This is a genomic window from Gordonia sp. WA4-43 (genome assembly GCF_020520305.1).
Classification (GTDB): Bacteria; Actinomycetota; Actinomycetes; order Mycobacteriales; family Mycobacteriaceae; genus Gordonia; species Gordonia hongkongensis.
Genome location: NZ_CP084736.1, coordinates 1680063 through 1703274 on the forward strand (window position 1 = coordinate 1680063; position 23212 = coordinate 1703274).

Annotated in this window: 25 protein-coding genes; 10 read left to right on the plus strand and 15 right to left on the minus strand. The window is 68.1% G+C overall.

All coding sequences use genetic code 11. The features are described from left to right. Complete coding sequence (locus LEL84_RS07625; protein ID WP_226513716.1) at positions 1-1152, plus strand: acyl-CoA dehydrogenase family protein; 1152 nt, start codon at positions 1-3, stop codon at positions 1150-1152. A gap of 61 nt (positions 1153-1213) precedes the next feature. On the opposite strand, the gene LEL84_RS07630 is transcribed toward LEL84_RS07625, so the two are convergent. Further along, complete coding sequence (locus LEL84_RS07630) at positions 1214-2002, minus strand: enoyl-CoA hydratase (protein ID WP_226513717.1); 789 nt, start codon at positions 2000-2002, stop codon at positions 1214-1216. Positions 2003-2061: 59 nt separating this feature from the next. On the opposite strand from LEL84_RS07630, the gene LEL84_RS07635 reads away from it, so the two are divergent. Beyond that, positions 2062-3147, plus strand: coding sequence for an NADH:flavin oxidoreductase/NADH oxidase (locus LEL84_RS07635; RefSeq protein WP_226513718.1), 1086 nt, complete (start codon positions 2062-2064; stop codon positions 3145-3147). A 62-nt stretch (positions 3148-3209) separates the two neighbouring features. Here LEL84_RS07635 and LEL84_RS07640 read toward each other — a convergent pair whose 3' ends face one another. Next, positions 3210-3851, minus strand: coding sequence for a TetR/AcrR family transcriptional regulator (locus tag LEL84_RS07640; RefSeq protein ID WP_207624943.1), 642 nt, complete (start codon positions 3849-3851; stop codon positions 3210-3212). Positions 3852-3933: 82 nt separating this feature from the next. Here LEL84_RS07640 and LEL84_RS07645 point away from each other — a divergent pair, with 82 nt between their 5' ends. Beyond that, complete coding sequence (locus LEL84_RS07645) at positions 3934-5241, plus strand: cytochrome P450 (protein ID WP_205333537.1); 1308 nt, start codon at positions 3934-3936, stop codon at positions 5239-5241. Positions 5242-5518: 277 nt separating this feature from the next. Continuing rightward, complete coding sequence (locus LEL84_RS07650) at positions 5519-5854, plus strand: transglycosylase family protein (protein WP_058252500.1); 336 nt, start codon at positions 5519-5521, stop codon at positions 5852-5854. A 105-nt stretch (positions 5855-5959) separates the two neighbouring features. Here the strand turns inward: LEL84_RS07650 and LEL84_RS07655 are convergent, their stop codons facing one another. Both LEL84_RS07655 and LEL84_RS07660 read right to left on the minus strand, forming a co-directional pair. Further along, positions 5960-6379, minus strand: a complete 420-nt coding sequence (locus LEL84_RS07655) for a hypothetical protein (protein ID WP_058252499.1) — start codon at positions 6377-6379, stop codon at positions 5960-5962. A gap of 211 nt (positions 6380-6590) precedes the next feature. Then, positions 6591-6770 carry a hypothetical protein gene (locus tag LEL84_RS07660; protein WP_065631044.1) on the minus strand — a complete coding sequence of 60 codons (180 nt, stop codon included), beginning with the start codon at positions 6768-6770 and terminating at the stop codon, positions 6591-6593. 58 nt (positions 6771-6828) lie between these two features. Here LEL84_RS07660 and LEL84_RS07665 point away from each other — a divergent pair, with 58 nt between their 5' ends. Further along, positions 6829-7569 (plus strand): guanylate cyclase, encoded by a 741-nt coding sequence (locus LEL84_RS07665; protein ID WP_211539398.1) that lies wholly within the window; start codon positions 6829-6831, stop codon positions 7567-7569. A 24-nt stretch (positions 7570-7593) separates the two neighbouring features. Here LEL84_RS07665 and LEL84_RS07670 read toward each other — a convergent pair whose 3' ends face one another. Then, positions 7594-8196, minus strand: a complete 603-nt coding sequence (locus LEL84_RS07670) for a TetR/AcrR family transcriptional regulator (protein WP_065631046.1) — start codon at positions 8194-8196, stop codon at positions 7594-7596. Between the two features lie 106 nt (positions 8197-8302). Here LEL84_RS07670 and LEL84_RS07675 point away from each other — a divergent pair, with 106 nt between their 5' ends. Then, positions 8303-9124, plus strand: coding sequence for an SDR family NAD(P)-dependent oxidoreductase (locus LEL84_RS07675; RefSeq protein WP_226513719.1), 822 nt, complete (start codon positions 8303-8305; stop codon positions 9122-9124). Positions 9125-9142: 18 nt separating this feature from the next. Here the strand turns inward: LEL84_RS07675 and urtE are convergent, their stop codons facing one another. The 6 genes from urtE to LEL84_RS07705 form a co-directional block, all read right to left on the minus strand. Further along, complete coding sequence (urtE, locus tag LEL84_RS07680) at positions 9143-9835, minus strand: urea ABC transporter ATP-binding subunit UrtE (RefSeq protein ID WP_065631048.1); 693 nt, start codon at positions 9833-9835, stop codon at positions 9143-9145. A gap of 3 nt (positions 9836-9838) precedes the next feature. Then, on the minus strand, positions 9839-10729 hold the full coding sequence (gene urtD / locus LEL84_RS07685; RefSeq protein WP_226513720.1) for an urea ABC transporter ATP-binding protein UrtD: 891 nt from the start codon (positions 10727-10729) through the stop codon (positions 9839-9841). Further along, complete coding sequence (gene urtC, locus LEL84_RS07690; protein WP_226513721.1) at positions 10726-11838, minus strand: urea ABC transporter permease subunit UrtC; 1113 nt, start codon at positions 11836-11838, stop codon at positions 10726-10728. The genes urtD and urtC overlap by 4 nt, the downstream gene beginning before the upstream one ends. After that, positions 11835-12722, minus strand: a complete 888-nt coding sequence (gene urtB, locus LEL84_RS07695; RefSeq protein ID WP_058252491.1) for an urea ABC transporter permease subunit UrtB — start codon at positions 12720-12722, stop codon at positions 11835-11837. Before urtB ends, urtC begins: the two co-directional genes overlap by 4 nt. A 102-nt stretch (positions 12723-12824) precedes the next feature. Then, a complete protein-coding gene (gene urtA / locus LEL84_RS07700; RefSeq protein ID WP_091344393.1) occupies positions 12825-14138 on the minus strand; it encodes an urea ABC transporter substrate-binding protein in 1314 nt (437 codons plus the stop codon). 277 nt (positions 14139-14415) lie between these two features. Next, positions 14416-15459, minus strand: coding sequence for an oxygenase MpaB family protein (locus LEL84_RS07705; protein WP_226513722.1), 1044 nt, complete (start codon positions 15457-15459; stop codon positions 14416-14418). Between the two features lie 116 nt (positions 15460-15575). On the opposite strand from LEL84_RS07705, the gene LEL84_RS07710 reads away from it, so the two are divergent. Continuing rightward, positions 15576-16181, plus strand: a complete 606-nt coding sequence (locus LEL84_RS07710) for a TetR/AcrR family transcriptional regulator (RefSeq protein WP_226513723.1) — start codon at positions 15576-15578, stop codon at positions 16179-16181. On the opposite strand, the gene LEL84_RS07715 is transcribed toward LEL84_RS07710, so the two are convergent. Together LEL84_RS07715 and LEL84_RS07720 are read right to left on the minus strand one after the other, a co-directional pair. Continuing rightward, positions 16165-17403, minus strand: a complete 1239-nt coding sequence (locus tag LEL84_RS07715; RefSeq protein WP_226513724.1) for an MFS transporter — start codon at positions 17401-17403, stop codon at positions 16165-16167. The genes LEL84_RS07710 and LEL84_RS07715 overlap by 17 nt on opposite strands. 67 nt (positions 17404-17470) lie before the next feature. Beyond that, positions 17471-18172, minus strand: a complete 702-nt coding sequence (locus LEL84_RS07720) for a TetR/AcrR family transcriptional regulator (RefSeq protein ID WP_159371207.1) — start codon at positions 18170-18172, stop codon at positions 17471-17473. A 105-nt stretch (positions 18173-18277) separates the two neighbouring features. On the opposite strand from LEL84_RS07720, the gene LEL84_RS07725 reads away from it, so the two are divergent. Beyond that, positions 18278-19264, plus strand: a complete 987-nt coding sequence (locus LEL84_RS07725) for an ATP-binding cassette domain-containing protein (protein ID WP_226513725.1) — start codon at positions 18278-18280, stop codon at positions 19262-19264. Further along, positions 19261-20085, plus strand: a complete 825-nt coding sequence (locus LEL84_RS07730) for an ABC transporter permease (RefSeq protein WP_226513726.1) — start codon at positions 19261-19263, stop codon at positions 20083-20085. Before LEL84_RS07725 ends, LEL84_RS07730 begins: the two co-directional genes overlap by 4 nt. Positions 20086-20100: 15 nt before the next feature. On the opposite strand, the gene LEL84_RS07735 is transcribed toward LEL84_RS07730, so the two are convergent. Together LEL84_RS07735 and LEL84_RS07740 are read right to left on the minus strand one after the other, a co-directional pair. Further along, positions 20101-20610 carry a carboxymuconolactone decarboxylase family protein gene (locus tag LEL84_RS07735; protein ID WP_226513727.1) on the minus strand — a complete coding sequence of 170 codons (510 nt, stop codon included), beginning with the start codon at positions 20608-20610 and terminating at the stop codon, positions 20101-20103. A gap of 43 nt (positions 20611-20653) precedes the next feature. Continuing rightward, positions 20654-20986, minus strand: coding sequence for a hypothetical protein (locus tag LEL84_RS07740; protein WP_058252485.1), 333 nt, complete (start codon positions 20984-20986; stop codon positions 20654-20656). A gap of 126 nt (positions 20987-21112) precedes the next feature. Between LEL84_RS07740 and LEL84_RS07745 the strand changes: the two genes are divergently transcribed. Then, a complete protein-coding gene (locus tag LEL84_RS07745) occupies positions 21113-23155 on the plus strand; it encodes a DUF2339 domain-containing protein (protein ID WP_226513728.1) in 2043 nt (680 codons plus the stop codon). The last annotated feature ends 57 nt before the right edge of the window (positions 23156-23212 follow it).

Here is a 23212-nt window from a genome sequence, read left to right on the forward strand (position 1 = left end):
ATGGACTTCACACTCACACCCGAACAGCAACTGCTGTCCGACGGTCTCGACAAGTTCCTCGACGCGCGGTACGACCTGCAGGTCAGCCGCGACGCCGCGAAGGTCGGCGAGGGCTGGCAGCCGAAGATCTGGAAGGCCTTCGTCGAGGACCTCGGGGTCGTCGGCGCCTGTCTGCCGGAGGACATCGGCGGATTCGGCGGCGGCCCCGAAGAACTGATGGTCGTCACCGAAGCGCTCGGGCACGCCCTCGTGGTCGAGCCGTTCGTCGACACGGTCGTGCTCGGTGCGGGCCTGCTGCACGCGACCGGCAACCCGGTCGCCCTCGAGGCCGCCGGTCGCATCGCCGAGGGCGAGGCGCTCAGTGCACTCGCCGCGCTCGAGGACGGCTCGGGCGGGGTCCTCTCCCGCATCGAGACCTCCGCCGACCGGGACGGCGACGAGTGGGTGCTCAACGGCACCAAGGCCGTCGTCACCACGGCGCCGCTCGCCGACTACCTGATCGTCAGTGCCCGCACCGCAGGCGAACCCCACGATCCCGCCGGGGTCTCGTTGTTCCTGATCGATCTCGCCGACGGCGGGCCGACGGGTCTCGAGCTGCACAAGCTGCGCACCATCGACGACCGCCAGGCCGCCGACATCACGTTCACCGACGTGCGCCTGCCCGGCGACGCGCTCATCGCCGACGAGAACGCCATCGAGATCCTCGAGAAGGCGTGGGACACCGCGACCGCCGCGGTCGTCTCCGAGGCCGTCGGCCTGATGCGCAAGGTGTTCACCGACACCGTCGAGTACTCCAAGCAGCGCGAGCAGTTCGGGGTCCCGATCGGCAGCTTCCAGGTGCTGCAGCACCGGATGGTCGACATGCATCTCGAGCTCGAACAGTCGGTCGCCGCACAGTATTTCGCGGTCCTGTCCCTCGAGGGCTCCCCGGCGGAACGGGCGGCGGCGGTCTCGGCCGCCAAGGCCACCGTCAGTCGCGCCGCCCGGTTCATCGGACAGAACGCGGTGCAGTTGCACGGCGGGATGGGGATGACCGAAGAGCTGGCCATCGGCCACTACTTCAAGCGTCTCACCGCCATCGAGTACGAATTCGGCACCGCGGACGCCCATCTCGCCCGTTTCGCGACCGCCACCGCGCAGATCGACGCCTGACCGCATCGCCGAATCGCCACCTTCCGGTTCCGGAGGTGGCGATTCGGCGTTCGGGCCTGACTCAGCTGTCGGTCCAGACCGGCTTCCGCTTCTGCAGGAACGCCGACATACCCTCCTGCGCATCGCAGGTCATCGCATTGGTCGCCATCGTCTCACCCATCTCGTCATACGCCGCCGACTCGTCGAGCTCGACCTGCCGGTAGAACGCCTGCTTGCCGATGGAGACGGTCCGCGCACTCGACCCGGCGATGTGGAGAGCCAGCTCCCGCACGGAGTTCGAGAGCTCGTCGTCGTCGACGACACCGCTGAGCAGCCCCCAGTCCGCGGCGGTCTCGGCGCCGATGGGTTCGCCGGTGAGCAGCATGTGCATGGCGCGTTTGCGTCCGATCGCGCGGGACAGCGCGACCATCGGAGTCGAGCAGAACAGCCCGATCCGCACACCCGGCGTGCTGAACCGCGCGCTGCGTCCCGCGACCGCCAAGTCACACGTCGCGACCAGTTGGCAGCCCGCCGCGAAGGCCATGCCGGCGACTTCGGCGATGACGGGCTGTCGCACCTCGCGGACCGTCCGCATCAGTTCCGTGCACGTCGCGAAGACGGCCCGCTCGTCGTCGAGGGTCCGGTCGACGAGTTCACCGAGGTCGTGCCCGGCGGAGAACGCGGGTCCGAGCGCCCGGATCACGATGACCCGCACGCGGGGATCGTCGTCGAAGTCCCGAAGCGCGGCGGTGATGGCGCGCATCGTGCTCGTGGACAACGGGTTACGACGCCGCGCGTCCCCCAGCGTGATCACCCCGAGTGGTTCGGCGATCTCCGTCGACACCGCCTCGTGCAGGATTTGTTCGGTCATGCCCCGACACTATGCAGTGCCGCGGGAATACGACGTCGGATCGATCGTTGTGTCTCCTCGTGACCAGTACCGCGCTCTTCGAACCGATCACCCTCCGCGATGTCGCGATCCCCAACCGGATCTGGCTCGCCCCGATGTGCCAGTACAGCTGCTTCGCCGGCGACGGGGTGCCCACCGACTGGCACCTGACGCATCTCGGTTCCCGAGCTGCCGGCGGCTTCGGACTGATCCTCACCGAGGCGGCGGCCGTGGTGCCCGAAGGTCGGATCAGCGCACACGACGCCGGTCTGTGGAACGACGACCAGGCCGCGGCCTGGGGACGCATCGTCGACTTCGTCCACTCGCAGGGCTCGGTCATCGGCACCCAGCTCGCCCACGCCGGCCGCAAGGCCTCCACCTACGCACCGTTCGACGACCGCTCCGGCGCCATTCCGCTCGACGACGGCGGCTGGACGACATTCGGCCCGTCCGACGTCGCCTTCGAGGGACTGCCCGCCCCCACCGCCATGACGACCGAGCAGATCGCCGAGGTCGTGGACGCGTTCGCACAGGCCGCCCGTCGCGCCGACGACGCCGGGTTCGACGTCGTCGAGATCCACGCGGCGCACGGCTACCTGCTGCATCAGTTCCTCTCCCCGTTCTCGAACCGGCGCACCGACGCCTACGGTGGCGACTTCGAGGGACGTACCCGGCTGACCCTCGAGGTCGTGGACGCGGTCCGCGCGGTGTGGCCGTCGTCGAAGCCGCTGTTCATCCGGGTGTCCGGCACCGAATGGACCGAGGGTGGGTGGGATGTGGACGACTCCGCCCGTCTCGCCGTCCTCCTCGCCGGCCGCGGTGTCGACCTCGTGGACGTCTCCTCGGGTGGCAACGTCCTCGCCGACATCTCCGTCGGACCCGGCTACCAGGTCGACCTCGCCCGGTCGATCCACCGCCAGTCGGGTGTGCCCACCGCCGCCGTCGGCCTCATCACCGAACCCGATCAGGCCGAGAAGGTCGCCGGCGACGACGACATCACCGCCGTCTTCTTCGGACGCGTCGCGCTGCGGGAGCCGTCGTGGCCGCTGCGCGCCGCACACGAGCTGGGCATCGACAAGCGCGAGGCGCCGTATCCGCCGCAGTACCAACGCGGTTCGTGGCACTGAGCCCGGTCCCCGCTCCCTGAGGAGGCCCGGAGCTTGCGGAGGGCCGTCACGAAGGGTCTGCCTCACACCGGCCGCGGCGTCACCAGCGCGAGGGACGCCGCGGTCGCCGGCTCGATGATCGATGCGAGCGGGGCGCCGGATTCGACGGCACCGGCGGTCAGCTCCCGGAAGCCACCCCACAGGAAGATCGCGCGCTGACGGTCCATCGGCACCACCCCCGCCGCGGCCATCGTCGGGGTCGACGTGAGGCCGACGAAGAGTTCGATCCACGCTTCCAGGGCCTCGTCCTTGACCGCCTGGGCGGCGCTGCCGAGCGCGGGCAACTCGCGGATCCAGCTCAGCGTGAGACCCGGATACCGCTCACTCGCTGCAACATATGACGACACCGCTTGTCGCACCTGCTCTTCGATGGACGCCTTCCCATCGACGCGCCGCGCGATCTCCGCGATCATGAACTCATTGGTCACCGTCAGCAGCGCGAAGAAGCATGACTGCTTGTCGGCGAACTCTTGGTAGAACGACCGCCTCGAGGTCCGCGCGACCCGCACTATGTCGGCGACCGTGGTGTCGCGGTAACCCGCTCCGACGATGCACTCGAGCATCGCCGCGAGCAGCCGGTCCCGGCCCGACGCGCCCGCCGACGAGGTCAGCCAGGGCGCCGGGAGCGAAGCGAGCGGGCCCGATCCAGTCACGCCTTCGAGCATAGGCCCTTGTCTCGACCGGTACGTGAGCGTACCGTCGGGTGGTACGTGCACGTACCACCGCTGCGGCGAGAGGACCTCACTCGTGAACACCCCGACCCTGAGCGGTGAGGCGGTTCTGCCGCCCACCACGTCGATCCCGTCCACCATCCAGGGGCTCGGAGCGGTCGTGTCGCGGCGACACTTCTTTCGATATCTCCACGACCGGCACGGCTCGGCCTTCACCGTGAACCTGCCCGTCTTCGGCCCTTCCGTCGTCATCTCCGATGCCGCGATGGCGCGCGAGCTGTTCACCGCCGGTGACCAGGTCGAGAACGTCCAGCCCAACCTCGGCCGCATACTCGGCACCGGATCGATGTTCGCGCTGGAGGGCGCCAGACACCGCGCCCGGCGCAAACTGCTCACCCCGCCGTTGCACGGCAAGCCGATTCGGTCGTACGAACAGATGGTGGTCGACGAGGTTCGCGCCGAATCAGCGTCCTGGCCCACCGGGATCGAATTCGCCTCCATCGAACCGATGATGCGCATCACCCTGAACGTCATCCTCCGCGCGGTTTTCGGCGCCGAGGGCAGCGAGCTGGACCGACTCCGCGACATGATCCCACCGATGGTGACCGTCGGTTCGCGCGCCGCGACGGTACCCCCACTCCCACGCCTTCTCCGGCCGATCGACCCCAATCACCGGTACGCGCGACGCAATGCCGACTACCGAGATTACGTCGGCGGGCTGATCACGAAGGCGCGCAACGATTCTCGCCTGGATGAGCGCACCGACATCCTTGCGATCATGCTGCGCAGCACCTACGACGACGGCAGTCCGATGACCGACGACGAGATCGCCGAGGAACTGGCCACGATGCTCGCCGCCGGACACGAGACCACGGCGACGACCCTTGCGTGGGCGCTCGAGCGGCTGCGCCGGCACCCCGAGGTGGTGCGCGAACTGGTGGCCGAGGTGGACGCCGGTGGCTCCGACTACCGCCACGCCACCATCCTGGAGGTCCAGCGCAGCCGACCCGTCATCGACTTCGCCGGCCGGCATGTCGTCGCCGACCATCTCGACCTCGGCGAGTGGCGGATCCCGAAGGGATACAACGTCCTCGTCTCGATCGCACTCCTCCACGACGACACCAGCGAGTTCGCCCGGCCCGAGGTCTTCGACCCGACCCGTTTCCTGGGCACCAAGCCTCCGTCGGCCTGGCTGCCGTTCGGCGGCGGCACACGGCGGTGCATCGGGGCGGCATTCGCGACCATGGAGATGGACGTGACCCTGCGGACACTGCTGGCGGACTTCGAACTGCTGCCGACCAGCGCCAAGTCCGAACGCTGGTTCTCGCGCGGGGTGGCGTATGCCCCGTCCCGCGGTGGTCGTATCGCTGTCGTTCCGCGCTGACCCCAGCTCGACGCCCGGGGGCCGACGTGACGAGCCCCACATCCACGCTGTGACCTTCGTCATCGAACGCGGCCGAACATCGGCGACGGCGAGCCCCCGCCGAATTGCGGTATGCGCTGCGAATTCGCCGTAAAGCTAACAGCGTTATCTCGGCGTTATCCGAATCGCCCAGGTCACGGACTCGACGTGACCAAGCCGTTACCCAACCCGTATGGTCGCCCACGGTCCGAGATCAACCGCCCTGCCAACCCCGGGGTGGTGAGGAGGAACGAAGACCATGCGAATGACCAAGACCCACATGACCAAGCTCGTCGCCCGCGCCGCCATCGTCGGCGCACTGACTGCCGCCCCCTTCGGGATGCTGGCGTCCACCGCGCACGCAGCAGGCGGCAACTGGGACGCGGTCGCTCAATGCGAGAGCGGCGGCAACTGGGCCATCAACACCGGCAACGGCTACTACGGTGGCCTTCAGTTCTCGATGAGCACCTGGCAGGCCAACGGCGGAACCGGCAATCCGGCGGACGCCTCCCGCGAGGAGCAGATCCGCGTCGCGGAGAACGTGCTCGCCACCCAGGGCCCCGGCGCCTGGCCGGTGTGCGGCGCCAACCTCTGACGCAGGCACCGGCGCAGCACGTGCCGTGAGGCCGTGCAGTCGTCGACACGACGAGGCCGGCGAGTCCTTTCCAGGACTCGCCGGCCTTGTTGCGTCTGCCGCTGTCTACGGCGTGGGCGCGGCGTCGTCGCCGCTGTCCCCGATCGTCGTGTCCAACGCACTCACCGCGATGCCGTACGGCAGGAACCGCACGTTGCGTCGCGGATCGGTGTTGGTCTTGTTGGCGCGTAGGGCCTCGAGTTCGGTGGCGTAGACCTGCTCGACGCGGGCACCGCCGTCGTCGTCGACGACGAACACCGCCCAGACACCCGAGCCGGCCTCACCGGTGGTCTCCTCACGGGGCTTGGTGCGAGTGCGGCCGCGGGCGGCCTCGTCGAAGAACATCGAGAAGGCTGCCGGTCCGGCCTGCCCCTCGAAGAGCTTGCCGAACACGTCACGCAGTCCGTCACCGGCCTCGCGCGCAAATCGGTCGAAGTCCTCGGGGCCGAAATTGAACGGTCCGCCGGAGCCGCTGTTGTCGGTCATGATGTTCCTTCCTCCGGCCACCCTGACGAGCCGCCGGTCAACGCTGTCCAGTGTCCTCAGGAATCAGTGGCTCCGCCACTCCGGTCCTCAGGAATCAGTGGCTCCGCCACTCCGGTCCTCAGGAATCAGTGGCTCCGCCACTCCGGTCCTCAGGAATCAGTGGCTCCGCCACTCCGGTCCTCAGGAATCAGTGGCTCCGCCACTCCGGTCCTCAGGAATCAGCGGTTCCGCCACCCGCAGTCTCCGTCTCGTCGAGCCGCTGATGGAGGCGTGCCCGGACATCGTCGGCCGAATAGGACTTCCGCTGCCGCTGGTCACGCGCGACCATCACCCCGCCGGTGGCCACCCCGACCGCGCCCGCCAATCCCAGCCATTTCCACAGGTTCCTCATGCGGGCAGGATAGGTCGCGCGGGCGTCGTGCGTGCTCCGGACGCATTAGCCTGCTCTCGTGCCCACCAGCAGAATTCTCCTCGGCCGAGACCGCGCCGACGCCGGCATCTCGTTGACCGACGCACTCGACGCCACCCGCACCGGCGACATCTGGCTCTTCCGCGGCCATTCCGGACCGGACCGGGCCATCCGCACCCTGACCAACGCTCCCGTGAACCATGTCGCGATGGCGGTCTGCATCGACGATCTGCCACCGCTGCTGTGGCACGCAGAGCTCGGCGATCGGCTGACCGACGTGTGGACCGGATCGAATCATCGCGGCGTGCAGCTACACGACGCTCGAGAAGCCGCGGAGCAGTGGATGATCCGCTACAAGCAGGCGTGCTGGTTCCGACAGCTCACGCCGGAGGTCTCCCCGGATCAGGAGAATGCTCTCCTCAAGGTGATCGCCGAACTCGACGGGACGCCGTTCCCGACCACCGCGCGCCTGGCCGGCCGGTGGTTTCGCGGCCGGGTGCCCAACTCGACCGACCTCGTCCGGGGCATCCCCTACCTCGACCGCAAGGTCCGTCAACGACGCGACGAACGGCAGCAACGGAAAAGCCAGAACACCGAGGGCGTCGGATTAGAAGCCGCCTACTGCGCCGAGGTGGTGGCCATCACCTATCGGGAGATGGGCATCCTCGACGCGTCCAAGGACTCCAACTGGTTCGACCCCGGGCGATTCTGGAGCGGCGACGATCTCCCCCTCCACGCGCCGCACGAACTCACCCCCGAGATCGGAGTCCGGCTGGACTGACGACGGCGCGGACCGGGCCGACCGTCATCTCCCTCCGAAGGCCCGGAGCGTCGCCTCGACGAGTGCGTCGGCGTAGATGTCGGTCAGCGGGCCGCTGCGGTGCAACCACCGCTGGAACAACGGGGCGTAGAGCATCTCCAGAAACAGGTCGAGGTCGGTGTCGGGGGGCAGCTGGCCCGCCCGCTCGGCCGTGCGAAGCCGAGCCTTCTTGGCGTCGTCCAGCGGTCGCGACAGCTTCTCCCGGTACTCCGCCGCAAGGTCGGCGTCATTCGCGATCTCCGTGTTCACCGCCCGGATCAGGCGATCGAAGGACGGATCGGCGAACTCTGCCACCGTCTCCCGCATGACCTGTTTCAGGTCCGCCTCGAGATCTCCGGTATCCGGCAGTTCGACCGACTGCCCGTCGGCCCCCTCGCTCAGTGCGAGCACCGCTGCGAAGACGACCGCGCTCTTCGACGGCCACCGTCGATAGATCGTCTGTTTGCCGACACCGGCCCGGGCCGCGATCGCCTCCACCGTGACCTTGTCGTACGACTGCTCCACGACCAGGGCTCGGGTCGCTTCGAGGATCGCCTGGCGAGACCGCTCTCTGCGGCGTGAGTGATCGGGACCTGCAGCTGTCGTCATGGGTCGAGCCTAGTTCATGAAACGAGACGTTGCGTTTGACAAGCGAGGCGGACTTGGCCATAGCCATTCTGAGACGGACCGTTCCGTTTACTTAGGAGGAAATTCGATGATCGACGCACGGGTCTGGTTCATCACCGGCGCATCCCGCGGACTCGGACGCGCGTTCACCGAAGCGGCACTTGCCGCCGGCGACGAGGTCATGGCCGTCGCCCGCAACATCGAACCGCTGGCGTCGCTGGCCACGCGACATCCCGATCAACTCCATCCCCTGTCGCTCGACGTCACGGACCGGCAGGCCGTGTTCGACGGCGTCGATGCAGCGGTCACCGCGTTCGGCCGACTCGACATCGTCGTCAACAACGCCGGCGGAATGCTCTACGGGATGGTCGAGGAAGCCACCGAGGCCCAGATCAGGGCGCACCTCGACCTGAACTTCTTCGGTGCCGTCTGGGTCGCGCAAGCCGTGCTGCCCCACCTGCGCGCCGGCGGCGGCGGACGCCTGCTGCAGGTGACGTCGATGGGCAGCGGCGGAAGAATGGCCACCGTCGGCTTCTACGGAGCGGGCAAGGCCGCGCTCGACTCGGTCAGTGAGGCGCTGGCGATGGAGGCCGAGCAATTCGGCGTCAAGGTCACCATCCTGCAGATGGGCGGTTACGACACCGGGTTGTTCACTGCCGGTACGACGAACACCGAACCGATGCCGGAGTATCGGAACCTGCGAGCCGAGATGGAATCGTCGTGGGGTGACGACGCCGGACCTCCGCCGACCACGGCCGCGCCGGTCATCCTGGAACTCGTGGCGCTCCCCGACCCGCCTCGGCGCCTGATCGTCGGCAGCCAGTCGTTCGACCACGTGCTCGAGATGGACCGCGCACGTGACCGGGACTACCACAAGTGGGAACACCTCAGCCGGCAGGCGCCCGGCTGAGGTGGCCCGCGCGTCGTACTAGATCGTCATCGCCTCGCGCACAGCACTTTCGGCGGTCGTGCCGCCCTCACCCGACGACGTCACGCGGCCGCTCTCCAGCACGTAGTACCGCTGCGCCGCCTCGAGGGCGAACCCGATGTGCTGTTCGACGAGGAGTACGCCCAGCCCCCCGCGCTGGGTGAGCGTGGTGATGGTCTGCTCGATCTCGGCGACGACCGACGGCTGGATGCCCTCGGTCGGTTCGTCGAGGATGAGCATCCGCGGCTCGGTGATGAGCGCCCGCGCGATCGCCAGCTGCTGACGCTGGCCGCCGGACAACAGGCCGGCGCGTCGTCCCAGCAGCTCCTTGAGTGCCGGGAACATGTCCAGCATCTCGGCGACCAGCTCCTTGCCGCGTTTGCGGCCGTCGGCCACCACCTGCAGGTTCTCGGCGGTGGTGAGGTGGCCGAAACTCTGCTGCCCCTGGGGCACGTAGGCGATGCCGTGCCCGACCCGTACGCTCGGACGCGCCCGGGTGATGTCGACGCCGTCGAACGTGATGGTGCCCTTGGTGGTCTTCACCAACCCGACGGCCGCGCGCAGCAGGGTCGTCTTCCCGGCCCCGTTGTGTCCCATCACCGCGACGACGCCGTCGGCCGGTACCTCGATGTCGACCCCGTGGATCACCTCGGTCCGACCGTAGCCCGCATGGACTCCGGAGATCTTCAGCATGGTTCAGCCCTTCTCCGTGATCGGTTGCGTTGCAGCCGCGCTCACCGCAGTCGCAGTCGTGTCGGTGTCGGCGGCGATCTCCTCGAGTTCCTCACCGCCGGCCGCGGTCCCGAGGTACACCTCCTGGACCTTCGGGTTCGCCTGGACCTCGGCGACCGTGCCCTCGGCGAGCACCCGCCCCCGCGCGAGCACGGTGACCGATGTCGCGAAGGACCTCATGAAGTCCATGTCGTGCTCGACGACCACGACGGTGCGCTCACCGCCGATGCGGCGCAACAGGTTCCCGGTCTCCTCACGCTCTTCGTGGCTCATCCCGGCGACCGGCTCGTCCAGCAGCAGCACCGAGGCGTTCTGCACCAGCAGCATCCCGATCTCGAGCCATTGCTTCTGACCATGGGCCAGTACGCCCGCGGGTGTGTCGGCCAGGTCCTGCAGGCCGATGGTTTCGAGCGCCTCGGCGATCGAGTCGGGGATCTGTGTCGGTCGACGCCGCAGCATCGTCCACACCGAACGCCCGGCGCCCGCGGCGATGTCGAGGTTCTGCAGCACACTCAGTTCCTCGAAGACGCTCGCGGTCTGGAAGGTCCGGCCCACCCCGAGCCGCGCGATCTGGTGCACCTTCTTGCCGACCAGTTCGACACCGGACTTCTGGATCGAACCGGTCGACTTCACCAGGCCGGTGATGGCGTCGATGATGGTGGTCTTGCCGGCACCGTTGGGACCGATCAGGAACCGCAGATCACCCTGCAGCAGTGTGAGATCCACGTCGGAGACGGCCTTGAAACCGTCGAACTCCACGCTGAGACCGCGCACCTGGAGGTAGTCGCTGTCCATCCCGGCGTTGCCGCCGGCGACCGGCGGGTGCCCGACGACGGTCGATTCTGCTTCGGTCATGACGACGCTCCTACCTTGCTGCTGGTGTGTTCGTCGATGTCGCCGGTCGGGGACGAATCCGGCGCCCTCTTCCGGCGCCACCTGACCAGTGCTCCCAGGCCGGCCAGCCCGGCCGGGAAGAACCCGACGACCACGATGAACAGGATTCCCTGCGCATAAGTCCAGCCGGACGGGAAGCTCTCCGACAGACTGGTCTGCGCCCAGGCCACCGCGATGGCGCCGAGGACCGGGCCGAGAAGCGTTGTGCGCCCGCCGATGGCGACGCCGATCAGGAAGGCGATCGACGGCACGATCCCGACGTCGGCGGGCGAGATGATGCCGACGATGGGAACGAACATGGCCCCCGCGATGCTCGCGAACAACGCCGCGATGGCGTAGGCGACGACCTTGGTGTTGGCCGGGTCGTAGCCGAGGAACCGGACCCGCTCCTCCTGGTCGCGGACGGCGACCAGCAGTTCGCCGTACCGGCTGTACATCAGCTGACGGGTGATCGCCACGACGGCGAGCAGGATGGCCGCGGTGATGAAGAACAGCAGCTGCCGGTTCACCGGGTCGTTCAGGGCGAGCCCGAAGAAGCTGCGAAAACGGTTGAGGCCGTTGCTGCCACCGGTGGTCTGCTGACCGATGAGCAGGATCGCGAAGGCGGCGGCCAGCGCCTGGGACAGGATGGCGAAGTAGGCACCCTTGACGCGCCGTTTGAACACGCCGAGACCCAGCAGGATCGCCAGCAACGTCGGTACCAGCAGGATGCCCAGGATCGTCACCACCGGTGAGGCGAAGGGCTTCCAGTACCCGGGCAGTTCGCTGATCCCGGCGATCTGCATGAAGTCGGGCACGTCGTCGCCGCGCAATTCCGCGTCGGAGATCTTCAGGTGCATGGCCATGATGTAAGCACCCAGCCCGAAGTACACACCCTGGCCGAGGGTGAGCATGCCACCACGACCCCAGGCCAGGCCGATGCCCACCGCGACGATGCCGAAGCAGAGGAACTTGCCGAGCAGGTTGAGACGGAAGTCCGAGAGGACGGCGGGAGCGACCGCGAACAACAGGATGGCGGCGACGCCGAAGCCCGCCCAGACCTTCCAGGAACTGCTGAAATAGTCCTTCACACAAGACTCCTCGACTGGACCGTGAACAGCCCCTGCGGCCGGATCTGCAGGAAGATCACGATGATGACGAACACGGCGACCTTCGCCACCGACGCCGTCGTGTTGTATTCGATGAACGAGTTCAGGACGCCGAGCGCGATGGCCGCGATGACCGCGCCCTTGATCTGGCCCAGCCCGCCGATGACGACGACCAGGAATGCGTCGATCAGATAGGTCATTCCGGTGTTCGAGCTGGTGGATCCGATCAACGTCAGTGCGACCCCGGCGATGCCGGCGAGTCCCGAACCGATGAAGAACGTCGTGATGTCGGTTCGGCGGCTTGAGATCCCGCTCGTCTCGGCGAGATCCCGGTGCTGGACGACGGCGCGGATGCGACGACCCATCGGCGTGTACTTCATGGTCACCGCGATCGCGGTGACCGCGACGATGGCCAGCAGCATGATGAACAGGCGCGTCTTCGGGACGACGGCGCCGAGGATGTCGACGCCGCCGGACAACCACGACGGTGCGACGACGTCGACCGCCGGCGCGCCGAAGATGTCGCGGGCGAGCTGCTGGAGGATCAATCCGACACCGAACGTCACCAGGAGTGTGTCCAGTGGGCGGTCGTACATCCGCTTGATCAGGGTGACCTCGAGGAGAACGCCCATCAGGCCGCCGACGAGGAACCCGATGACGAGCGAGACCAGCAGGGACACCCCGGCATTGGAGATCAGGTATTCCTGCACCGTGTACGCGGTGTAGGACCCGGCCATGATGAACGACCCGTGGGCCATGTTGATCACGCCCATCTGACCGAAGGTCAGGGACAGGCCGAGAGCTGCGAGAAGCAGGATCGAACCGAGACTGAGCCCGGTGAAGAGCTGTCCGATAACGGTTTCCACGTGTCTATCCGTTCGTCGTCGGCGAGTGCCGCGTTCGCCGGGAGGGACCGTGCGCGACCCGTCCCGCGTCGCTGGAGGACGCGGGACGGGTCGTCGACGGTGTCAGTTGCTCAGGCCCTCGGCCCACGGGTACGACTTCAGGTAGGGGTCCGGCTCGATCGGCTGACCCGAATCCCACACCGTGTAGATCAGTCCGTCGCCACGGATCTCACCGATGCGCGCGGTCTTGGTGATGTGGTTGTTCTCGCCGTCGATCGTGACGAGCCCCTCCGGAGCGTCGAAAGTGACTCCGCCGGCAGCCTTCTGGACGTCGGCGACGGCGAACGACTGGGCCTTCTCGACGGTGTTCTTCCACAGGTAGACCGAGACGTAGGCGGCCTCCATCGGGTCGGAGGTCGGCTTGTTGGCGCCGTATGCGGCCTTGTAGTCACGGACGAACGAGGCGTTCACCGGGTTGTCGACTGTCTGGTAGTAGTCCCACGCGACCAGCTGGCCCTCGATGTTGTCCACACCGATACCGCCGACCTCTTCCTCCGCGATGGACACCGAGACGACCGGCATGGCCTGCGGGGTCAGGCCGACGTTCTTGTACTCGCGGAAGAACGCGACGTTGGAATCGCCGTTGAGAGTGTTGAACACGGCGTCGGCGTCGGCGGTACGGACCTTGTTGACGATCGTCGAGAAGTCCGTCGAACCGAGCGGGGTGTAGTCCTCGCCCTTGATCTCGATGCCGTTGGCCTCCGCGTACGCCTTGATGACACGGTTGGCCGTCTGCGGGAAGACATAGTCGCTACCAACGAGGTAGAGCGACTTCACGCCCTCCTCTTTCAGGTACTCCAGGGCCGGCACGATCTGCTGGTTCGTCGTGGCGCCGGTGTAGAAGATGTTCGGCGACGACTCCAGGCCCTCGTACTGCACCGGGTAGTACAGCAGCGAGTTGTTGTCCTCGAAGACCGGCAGCATGGCCTTGCGGCTCGACGACGTCCAGCCGCCGAACACCGCTGCGACGCAGTCACTCGAGATCAGCTTCTCGGCCTTCTCCGCGAAGATCGTCGGCTCGGAGGCCCCGTCCTCACCGATGAGCTGAATCTGTTTGCCCAGCACTCCGCCGTTGTCGTTGATCTGATCGACGGCGAGCTTTATCGAGTCACGCACGGTGACCTCGGAGATCGCCATGGTGCCCGACAGCGAGTTCAGCGAGCCGACCTTGATGGTGCTCCCGGAGGTGTCGACACACGATTCGGCGCTCGATGCCGATTCCTCGCTGGCCGAACTGCCACAGGCGCTCAGGACCAGCGCCACCGCGGACAGCGCCGCGGGGACCAGGATGCCGTACCGCCGACGGCGTGACCGGGTCGGGGCGGACGGCGGGATGTCCGCCGGCGGGGGGCCGGGCGGCAACGGAACAGACGGCATCGGCGAAGCCTTTCTCATTACGTCTCAGGTCCACTCAGATGGGGGCACGACGAACACGCGGCCTGTCACCGCGTGACCCCCGATGAGATACGCGTCGCAAGCCTTGCGATCTGGCGTATGGGAGGTAAACGTAAATTGACTTTGTTACACCGGCGTGACGTGAGATGAAATCGATGTTTCCGCTTCCGGACCCGCCGTCACGATCTGATGCCGGCGAATTCCGTTGCCTTCATTGATGTTTCGGAGCGACCCGGTTTGACACGAGCGCCCACAGCGGCTAACGGGCGAACGAGGCCTCGATTTCGGCACGGGTACGCTCGGGGTCAGATCCGAGTTCATAGCGCGGAAGCGTGTGCGGCACCGTCGTGTGCGCCACGCGACGACGAGCGGCCGCGAACTCCGGCGCCTCCCCCATCGTCAGATGGGCGGAGTTGATCAGACCCCACACCGCACTCCGGCGCGCACGCCGTTCGACCGGATTGGGCGGGCGGTACATGATGAGCTGCTGGGCCCAGCGGGGCATCGTGTCACGGATCGCCCAGTCCACGGCGCCCTGGGCCGGGTTGCGTACGTTCAACCCGGTGGCCATCGCATTGCCATGTGTCAGTGCGAGTTTCGGAAGGTACTCGGCCAAGCAGGTGAGGGTGTCGGCTTTGGTCGTGGGCAGGTCGGTCCCACCCAGCGCGTGACCGACACGCACGAATTCCCGGTAATAGCCGTCGAGTTCGGCGCCCCGCAGCGGCTGCGGGTGGTAGATCTCGTGCGCGGTGGCGATACCCCAGACGACGGTGGCATAGTTCCAGCGAAGCCAGGCCGGATCGTCGGCGTCGTAGGCCGCACCGTCGGGCCGGACACCTTTGATGGTGTGGTGCATCGCGCGTACCATCCGCGCCAGTCGCTCGGCGGACTCGGTCGAGCCGTACGCGGTCCCCATGAAGAAGGCCAGCGAGTGCCCGAGTCTGGTCATCGCGCCGTCGGGATCGATGGACAGGGTCGGGGTTCCGTCCTCGCGGCGCCGGACCAGCCGTGAGTGCTGCACACCCATCCAGAAGATGCTCGGGTCGAGACGCTCCAGGTACGACGCACACTGCAGACCGAAGATGAGCGCCGGCGTGTGCGAATGGACGTACCAGGTCGCGCTGCCCGGGCCGAACCAACCCGGATCGCCGGCCGGCTTCTCGAAGTCCATCCCGCGGAAGAACTTCGCGCGGACGTGGGCGTCGAACTTGCCGTTCAGCCACGACCCGACGAACTCGTGCGGGAGGGGAACCGGAATCCAGTCGGTCGACGGCAGTCGGAGAGGAGCCATGGACACAGTCATCTACAGACCTTCCGCTCGGGTCGACCATTGGTCACGGTCGTACCCAGAGTAACTCTTTGGGTACAGGCGTGACCAGATCTGTGCGGGGCACGTTCGCGGCCGACTAAGGTGAGCAGATGTCCTCACCGACCCGCTGGGCGGGCGTACCGCTCGCGGACCGGCGCGCGGAGCGTAGAGCGGCCCTGATCGCGGCCGCCTTCGACATCTTCGGAGGCGTCGGCGCGGAAGCCGAGCTGTCGGTTCGCTCGGTGTGCCGGTATTGCGGCTACAACACCCGGTACTTCTACGAGAGCTTCTCCGACACCGACGATCTGCTCGGCGCGGTCTACGACACCGCGACGGCGGAACTCGGTGCGGTGGTCGAGGCCGCGATGCGCGAGGCGGGCCCCTCGGTCCGGTCACGCACCCGCGCGGGTATCCGTGCGGTCCTCGGCCACGCGTCGTCGGATCCGCGGCGCGGCCGCGTGTTGTTCACCGCCGAGGTGACCAATCCCGTTCTCGCCGAACGGCGGGCCACCACCCAGGGCATGCTCCGCGACCTCGCGTTCGCCGAGGCCGACGCCCGCGACACCGACCGCCTGACGAGCCGCGTGCGGGCCGCGATCTTCACCGGCGCGATGGCCGAACTGGTGCAACAGTTCTTGGCCGGCAGCCTGGGTGACGACCTCGACCGCGTCGTCGACGAGGCGATGGCGACCCTCCTGCCTACCCGAGCCGTTTGATGAGACCGCGATCGAGGGCCCGGATCATGACCAGGCAGCCGAGGCCGGACAGGATCAGGCCGGTCGCGAAGATCGCCGGGAACCCGAACAGGTCGCCGACGATCCCGGCGGCGAACCCGGCCGCGCCCTGCACGCCGACCACGGCGCACGCGAACAAGGTGTAGTCGCTGCCCTCGTAGCCCTGCTGGCACGCATCCATCATCAGGGTGAACACCGCGACGGTCGCCGCGCCACCCAGGATGTGCTCGGCGAGGCTGGCCGTGACCACCAACCAGAAGCCGCCGACGCCGATCGACGCGACCAGATACAGTCCGAGACTGAGTGTCTGGGTGACACCGCCGACGAGCAGTGCGTGCCGCCGACCGTAGGTGTACGCGAGCCACCCGCCGAGCGCGGCGCCGCCGAGCGCTCCGGCCGACGACAACGCACCTTCGACGAGCGCGATCTGGCCCAGTGTGAGTCCGATGTCGGACATGAACGGGCCCACGAGCGCCGACGCCATCGAGTTCCCGAACTTGAACGCGCCGACGACGAGGATGAACGTGATCACGCCCGGACGTCGGAGGCGCAACGACCAGCCCGTCAGCAACAACCCGGGCGACACCCGCTTCGACGGTGTCGGCGGCGCATCGCCGGTCGGTCGGCTTGGCTCACGGGCGAGAAACCACACGCCGACGGTGACCGCGAACAGGAGCACCGCCATCACGACGAACAAGGTGCGCCAGCCGGCGAACGAGAACAGCCAGAGGAGCCCGCCGCCGCCGGCGATCATGCCGATTCGGTACGCGCCCACCTGGATTCCGTTGCCCAGACCGCGCTGACGCGGCTCCAGCATCGACACCGCCAGCCCGTCGGTCGCGATGTCCTGCGTCGCCGACAGCAGGTTGATGACCGCGATGCCGATCAGGAGCCAGACCAGGGACCCGGACAGATCGAGCGTCGCCAAGACGAGTGCGACGACCGCCGACGACAACTGCAGGGACACCAGCCATCTGCGCCGGGTGCCGTAGGCGTCGACATAGGGCGCCCACAGGAATTTCAGACCCCAGGGCGCGAACAGCAGTCCGTACACGCTGATCTGGGTCAGTGAGTAACCCTCCTCGCGGAGGATGACCGGCACCGCTTGGCTGAAGAAGCCGTAGGGCAGGCCCTGCGCGAAGTAGAGAACGGTGAGCAGCGACAGCGTGCCGACCGCGAGCCGGCCCGAGCGCACAGTCGACATGGGTGACATCATGCCGCACGGATGCGAGTGCGGCGGTGGCCGGCCGGTCAGCGTGCCCGGTGACGCGTCAGGGCGAGCCGGTGGCGCGCGATGCGATGCCGTCGAGAATGAGCTGCAGCCCGAATTCACGGTCGTCGGACTCCCCGCCCGCGCTCTGCATCGCCGCGAACAGGTACGGATACTGCGCGGGATCGGCGAGACCGGTCAGCACCTGCTCGAAGTCCGACTCCACATCGGTACCCGTCGCACGCCGCATCTCGATCTCCAGCCGGGTTGCCGACAGCACATACTGGGCGAGCAGGCCGAGGATCTCGAGTTTGTCGTCACCGGGCAGGTCGAAGTCCTTCAGGATCTCGAAACCCGCCTCCATCCAACGCATTCGACGCGGACCCGGGACCGCGACCGTCAGCGGCAGTTCGAGGAACCAGGGGCGTTCGACCATGCCGTCGATCTGCGCCCGCGTCCACGCCGCCAGATCCTCGCGCCACTCCCCTCGGCGCGGCGGCAACGGGAGCTGACCCGCCACCGCGTCCACCATGAGGCTCAGCAGCTGAGCCTTGCCGGACACGTGGCGATACAGGGCCATGGCCGAACAGCCGAGCGCCTCACCCACGCGCGCCATGGAAACCGCGTCGAGGCCGTCGGTGTCGGCGATCGCGATCGCGGCGTCGACGATGCGGTCGAGATCGAGGGCCGGTTTGGGACCACGGCTGCCCGCCCTGCCACCAGTCCACAGCCGTTGCAGCGTCCCGTCCCCACCCTCTGCCACTCGCGGTCCTCTCGGTCGGCGACCCTTGCCGTCGCGCACAACTGCGTCTACTGTACGCAGTTACCGAGATAAACAGTTTCGGACATAAACAGATCGGAGTCCGACATGACCGTCCCGGACCGTTCGTCACCCATGCCGGTCGAGGCCGTCGGCCTCACGAAATCGCTGGGCCGCGGGGACTCCCGGGTGCCCGTCCTGCGCGGGCTGGACCTCGACGTCGGCGCCGGGGAGGTCGTCGCCCTGCTCGGCCCCAACGGCGCGGGTAAGACGACCACGGTGCGCATCCTGTCCACCCTCACCCGCCCCGACGGAGGGACCGCCCGCGTCGGCGGCTTCGACGTCGTCGCCGATCGCCGCCGGGTCCGCGAGATCATCAGTCTGACCGGGCAATACGCGGCCGTCGACGACAAGCTCACCGGTCGCGAGAACCTGAGGATGATGGGTCGGCTCGCGCACCATCCTCGCCGCACCGTCGATCACCGCGTCGACGAACTCCTGCTCGCCTTCGATCTCACCGACGCCGCCGACCGACTGGTCGCGACGTACTCCGGCGGTATGCGCCGGCGTCTCGATCTCGCCGCGGGACTCCTCGACCGGCCGGTGGTCCTCTTCCTCGACGAGCCGACGACCGGCCTCGACCCGCGCAGCCGTCAGATGCTCTGGCAGGTGATCGACGACGTGGTCGCGCAGGGGACGGCAGTCCTTTTGACCACGCAGTATCTGGAGGAGGCGGACCGCCTCGCCGACCGCGTGGCCCTCATCAGTGGCGGCCGGATCGGGACCGCCGGTACACCGGCCGACCTGAAACGCCGCGTCGGCGAGGCCGCGCTCGAGTTCGTCGTGCCGACTGCGGCCGACGCCGCCGCCCTCGCCTCCGACCTGGCGGCTTTCGGGCCGTCGGTCCAGTCGACCACCGTCCGCGTGCCCACCGACCGGTCGGTGGCCCACACACGCGCGGTCCTCGATCTCGTCGATCGAACCGTCGCCACCGTCGATGCCTGGGAATTGCGTTCTCCCACATTGGACGACGTGTTTCTCGCGGCGACCGGACAACCCGCCGAACCGGCCACCGGGAACGAGGTCGCGGCATGAGTCTCACCACTGTCCTCGCCGAGGGCTCGTCGTCGAAGCGACTCCGGCACCTGCAGATCGACGCGACCACGATGTTCGGGCGATCGCTGCGGATGATGAGCCGCGATCCGGACGAGTTGATCCTCGCGCTCGTCCTGCCGATCGCCATCATGCTGATGTTCGTCTACGTCTTCGGCGGCGCGATGTCGGTGGGTACCGACTACATCACCTACGCGACTCCGGGAGTCATCCTGCTGTGCGCGGGTTACGGCGCGTCCAATACCGCACTGGCGGTGGCGAATGACATGAGCGGCGGCGTCATCGACCGCTTTCGGTCGATGCCCATCGTGGGCGCGACCATGGTGTTCGGCCATGTCGCGGCCAGCCTGGTGAAGAACTCCGTGTCCACCGCGGTCGTCCTGATCGTCGCGGTCGCCATCGGTTTCCGGCCGTCGGCGTCGCTGTTCGAATGGTTCGGTGCCGCCGGGATGGTCCTCGCCTACATCCTGGCCATCACCTGCCTCGCCGCGTTCATCGGCGTGACGGTGCGAACGCCCGCCGCGGCAGGCGGTTTCGGCTTCGTCATGCTCTTCCTGCCGTATGTCTCGAGTGCGTTCGTGCCACCCGAGACGATGCCGGCCTGGCTGCGCGGCTTCGCCGAGGCACAACCGGTCACACCGGTGATCGAGTCCATTCGAGCCCTGCTGGTCGGCATGGGCACCGGCGGGTCACCGGTGCACGATCTGACGTCGACAGCGGTGACGGGCCTGGCCTGGTGCGCGGCGATTGCGCTGGTGTCACTCGCGGCGGCCGGCTGGGTGTTCGCGCGCAAAGGGCGGTGAGGCGAGGACGGCCGACTAGCCTGTCGCGCCACCGGTGAACGGTGTTGCCGCCTTCTGCGGCGAGGCGCCGGGCCGGGGGCGGTACCCGCTCACGATGGACATCCGGTTGAACGCGTTGATGGTCACCGCCGCCCAGATCAGCACCGCGGTCTGGTCGGTGTCGAGGATGTCCGTCGCCCGGTCGTAGGCGAGGTCGGCCGCGTCGTGCGCCGGCAGTTCGGTGACGAGCTCGGCGATCTCCAGGGCCGCTTGCTCGACGTCGTCGTAGAGGTCCGGCGCATCCCGCCACCCGGCCATGACGTCGATCTGCTGCGTCGTCAGACCCGCGGTGCGGCCCAGTTGCGCATGGAGATCCATGCAGAAGGCGCAACCGTTGAGCTGCGAACACCGCAGGTTCACCAATTCCACGAGGGACCGACTCAGCCCGATCGATTCGGCGGCCGCGGCGACCTCCGCCGATACCGCGATCAGCTTTCGGTAGACCTGCGGCGTGGTCTTGTCGATTCGCACCCGTTGCGCAGGCATGGCCCCACAGTAGACATCAGCCCGTCACAGTGGGAAACAGGCATCAGCCCGCCATCGCGGGAAACGCCAGCGCCACGAGCATGAGGGCGAACAGGAACCACGCCGCGCCCTGCCACATCGGCCAGGTGCCGCCCCGGCGATAGGTGCGGTAGGCGTTGACCAGTGCACCGATCCCGCCGAGAAGGAACACACCGGGGACGAGCGACGCGAGGGCGATGTTGGCGGGGTCGACGGCGAGGAAGACCGCGCAGGCCACCGCGCCGAGCGCGACGACGGCCACGACATACAGGGCCGCGGACCGGTAGCTTCCGGTGTCCTGCCAGCGCTTCTCGACGTCGGCGCGTCCACGGTCGGCAGCATTGTGCGGATCAGTCATGGTCCAGCGATACCCTGCCGGGCCGTCCGGCAATCACGTCGCCGCGCACCCCGTCACACGAATCCCCCACCCCTGGTGGGTAGGACTACTCATCCATGCCGGGGCGCGACCGGTCATCGTCGACACATGAACTCTCCCAGCAGCACATTCGGCGGCGATCCGAGTACTGCCACCCTGGCGCGGATCTCGACCGAGTTCGACGCGATAGCACGCCAGATGTCCACCGTGTCAGCCGAATTCGCCGAGCTGCGACGTATCGTCGCCGAGCCCGACGAGCCTGCTCGCGACGTCGCCCCCGCACCGCAATCCGCCGTGCAGCCACCCGCCGCCGGCCTCACCCCACCGACGGTGGCGGCAGCTCCTGCGCAGGCCGCGGGACCTCGGCCCACACCCCCGTCCCGGCCCTGGTTGCCGACGGCGCCGCCACCGGTCGGCCACCAACGACCCCCGATCGCTCCGCCGGGCCCGCAAGGTCCTCCGCCGATGCCCCGCCCGGCGAGTGCGCGACCGTATCCGCCGGTCGCGTCGCCTCCGCGGCCGGCCGGGCCGTCGATGTCCGAACGGATCGGCGCGGCCGCCGAACGCGGATTGATCGGCAAGATCCTCGCCACCGCCGGCGTGGGCGTGACCCTCATCGGTGTCGCACTGCTCCTCGTCCTGGCCGCACAGGCCGGATTGCTCCGCCCGGAATTCCGCGTCGCGGGTGGCGCGGTCCTCGCCGCGGCGCTCGTCGCCGGCGGGATCTGGTCGCGCGGCCGGCCCGACGGCCGGATCGGTGCCATCGCGCTGACGGCCACCGGGATCGCGGCGGGTTACCTCGACGTCCTGGCCGCGACCAAGATCTACGACTGGTTGCCCATCGTCGTGGGCCTCGGAGTCGCGGGACTCGTCGCCGCGGCTGGGCTCGCGCTTGCCCATCGGTGGCGCAGCGAACACCTGGGGCTGCTCGTCGTCGTGCCGTTGATCGCTCTGGCACCGGTGCTCACCGGCGGACTGGACACCACCCTCATCGCGTTCATGGTGGTCCTCGCCGCGGCATCGGCGTGGGTCCAGCTCGGTCGCGACTGGATCTGGCTGCATGCCGTGCGGCTCGCCGCGCCCACGATTCCGTTGACCCTGGTCGGTGTCCTCGCGCTGGCCGGCTGGACGTCGGCCGGTGCCGCCGACACCGTCTTCGCGGCCGCGGTCGTCGTGGTCGTCGTGCTGGGGGTCGCCGGCGCCCTGATCGCGATGCCCACCACGCAGTTCCGGGAGACGCTGGCCGGTCTGGCGAGTGCGACGACCATCCCCGCGTTGTTCGCCGGAGCGGTGATGAACATGCCGGGCGCGGTGATCCTGCAGACCTGCATCGCCGGCGCGCTGATCGGAACCGTGTTGATCGGATCGGGGCTTCCCGACTCGCGTACCGGCTCCACCCCGCGCGTGCCCGACGTCGTTGCGCAGATCTGGTCCGCGACCGCCCTTCTGCTGCTGTTCGTCGCCGTTCTGGTGGCCTTCGACGGCACGGTGGCGATCACCGTCCTGCTCGGCCTGGCAACGGTGACCGCGCTTGTCGCCCGGACATGGTCGACGACCTCGCGGGTACTTCTCGCCGGTGGCTCGGTCCTGTGGGCCATCGGTTTCGCGGCGCTACTCGACGCGGCGCCGCCGTATGTGCTCGCCGATGCGGACCTGATGCGACGGGACGCGTCTCTGGGGATCGTCGTGGCGAGTGTACTCGCGGCCGCCGGCGCCCTGGTCCTGGCCGCCGGGTGGGCCCGCCTCACCGACGAGAAGGTCTCGCGCGCAGCCCATATCGCCGCCGGAGTGGTCGTCGTCTACGCACTCACCGCGATCAGTGTGACCGCAGGCGTCCTGGTCGCCGGGTCGGACGGCTTCCTCGCCGGTCACGTGCTGGCGACCACCTGCTGGATGGTCCTCGCGGGGACGGCCCTGGCCTATGCCCGGCGTCGCACCGGTGCCGCACGTACCGCCGCGGTCACCGGGGGTCTAGTCCTCGTCGCGGCCGCGATGGCGAAACTGTTCCTCTTCGACCTGGCCACCCTCGACGGGATCTTCCGCGTGATCGTGTTCATCGTGACCGGACTCATCCTGCTCGGCCTGGGCGCCTGGTACGCCCGCGCCCTCCAGGACGACCCGGCCGAGCCGTCTTCGGCGACAGCCGTATGACCCTGCCGACCCATATGACGTCGTGCCCGGAATGCGGGCACGACGTCATACGGGTCG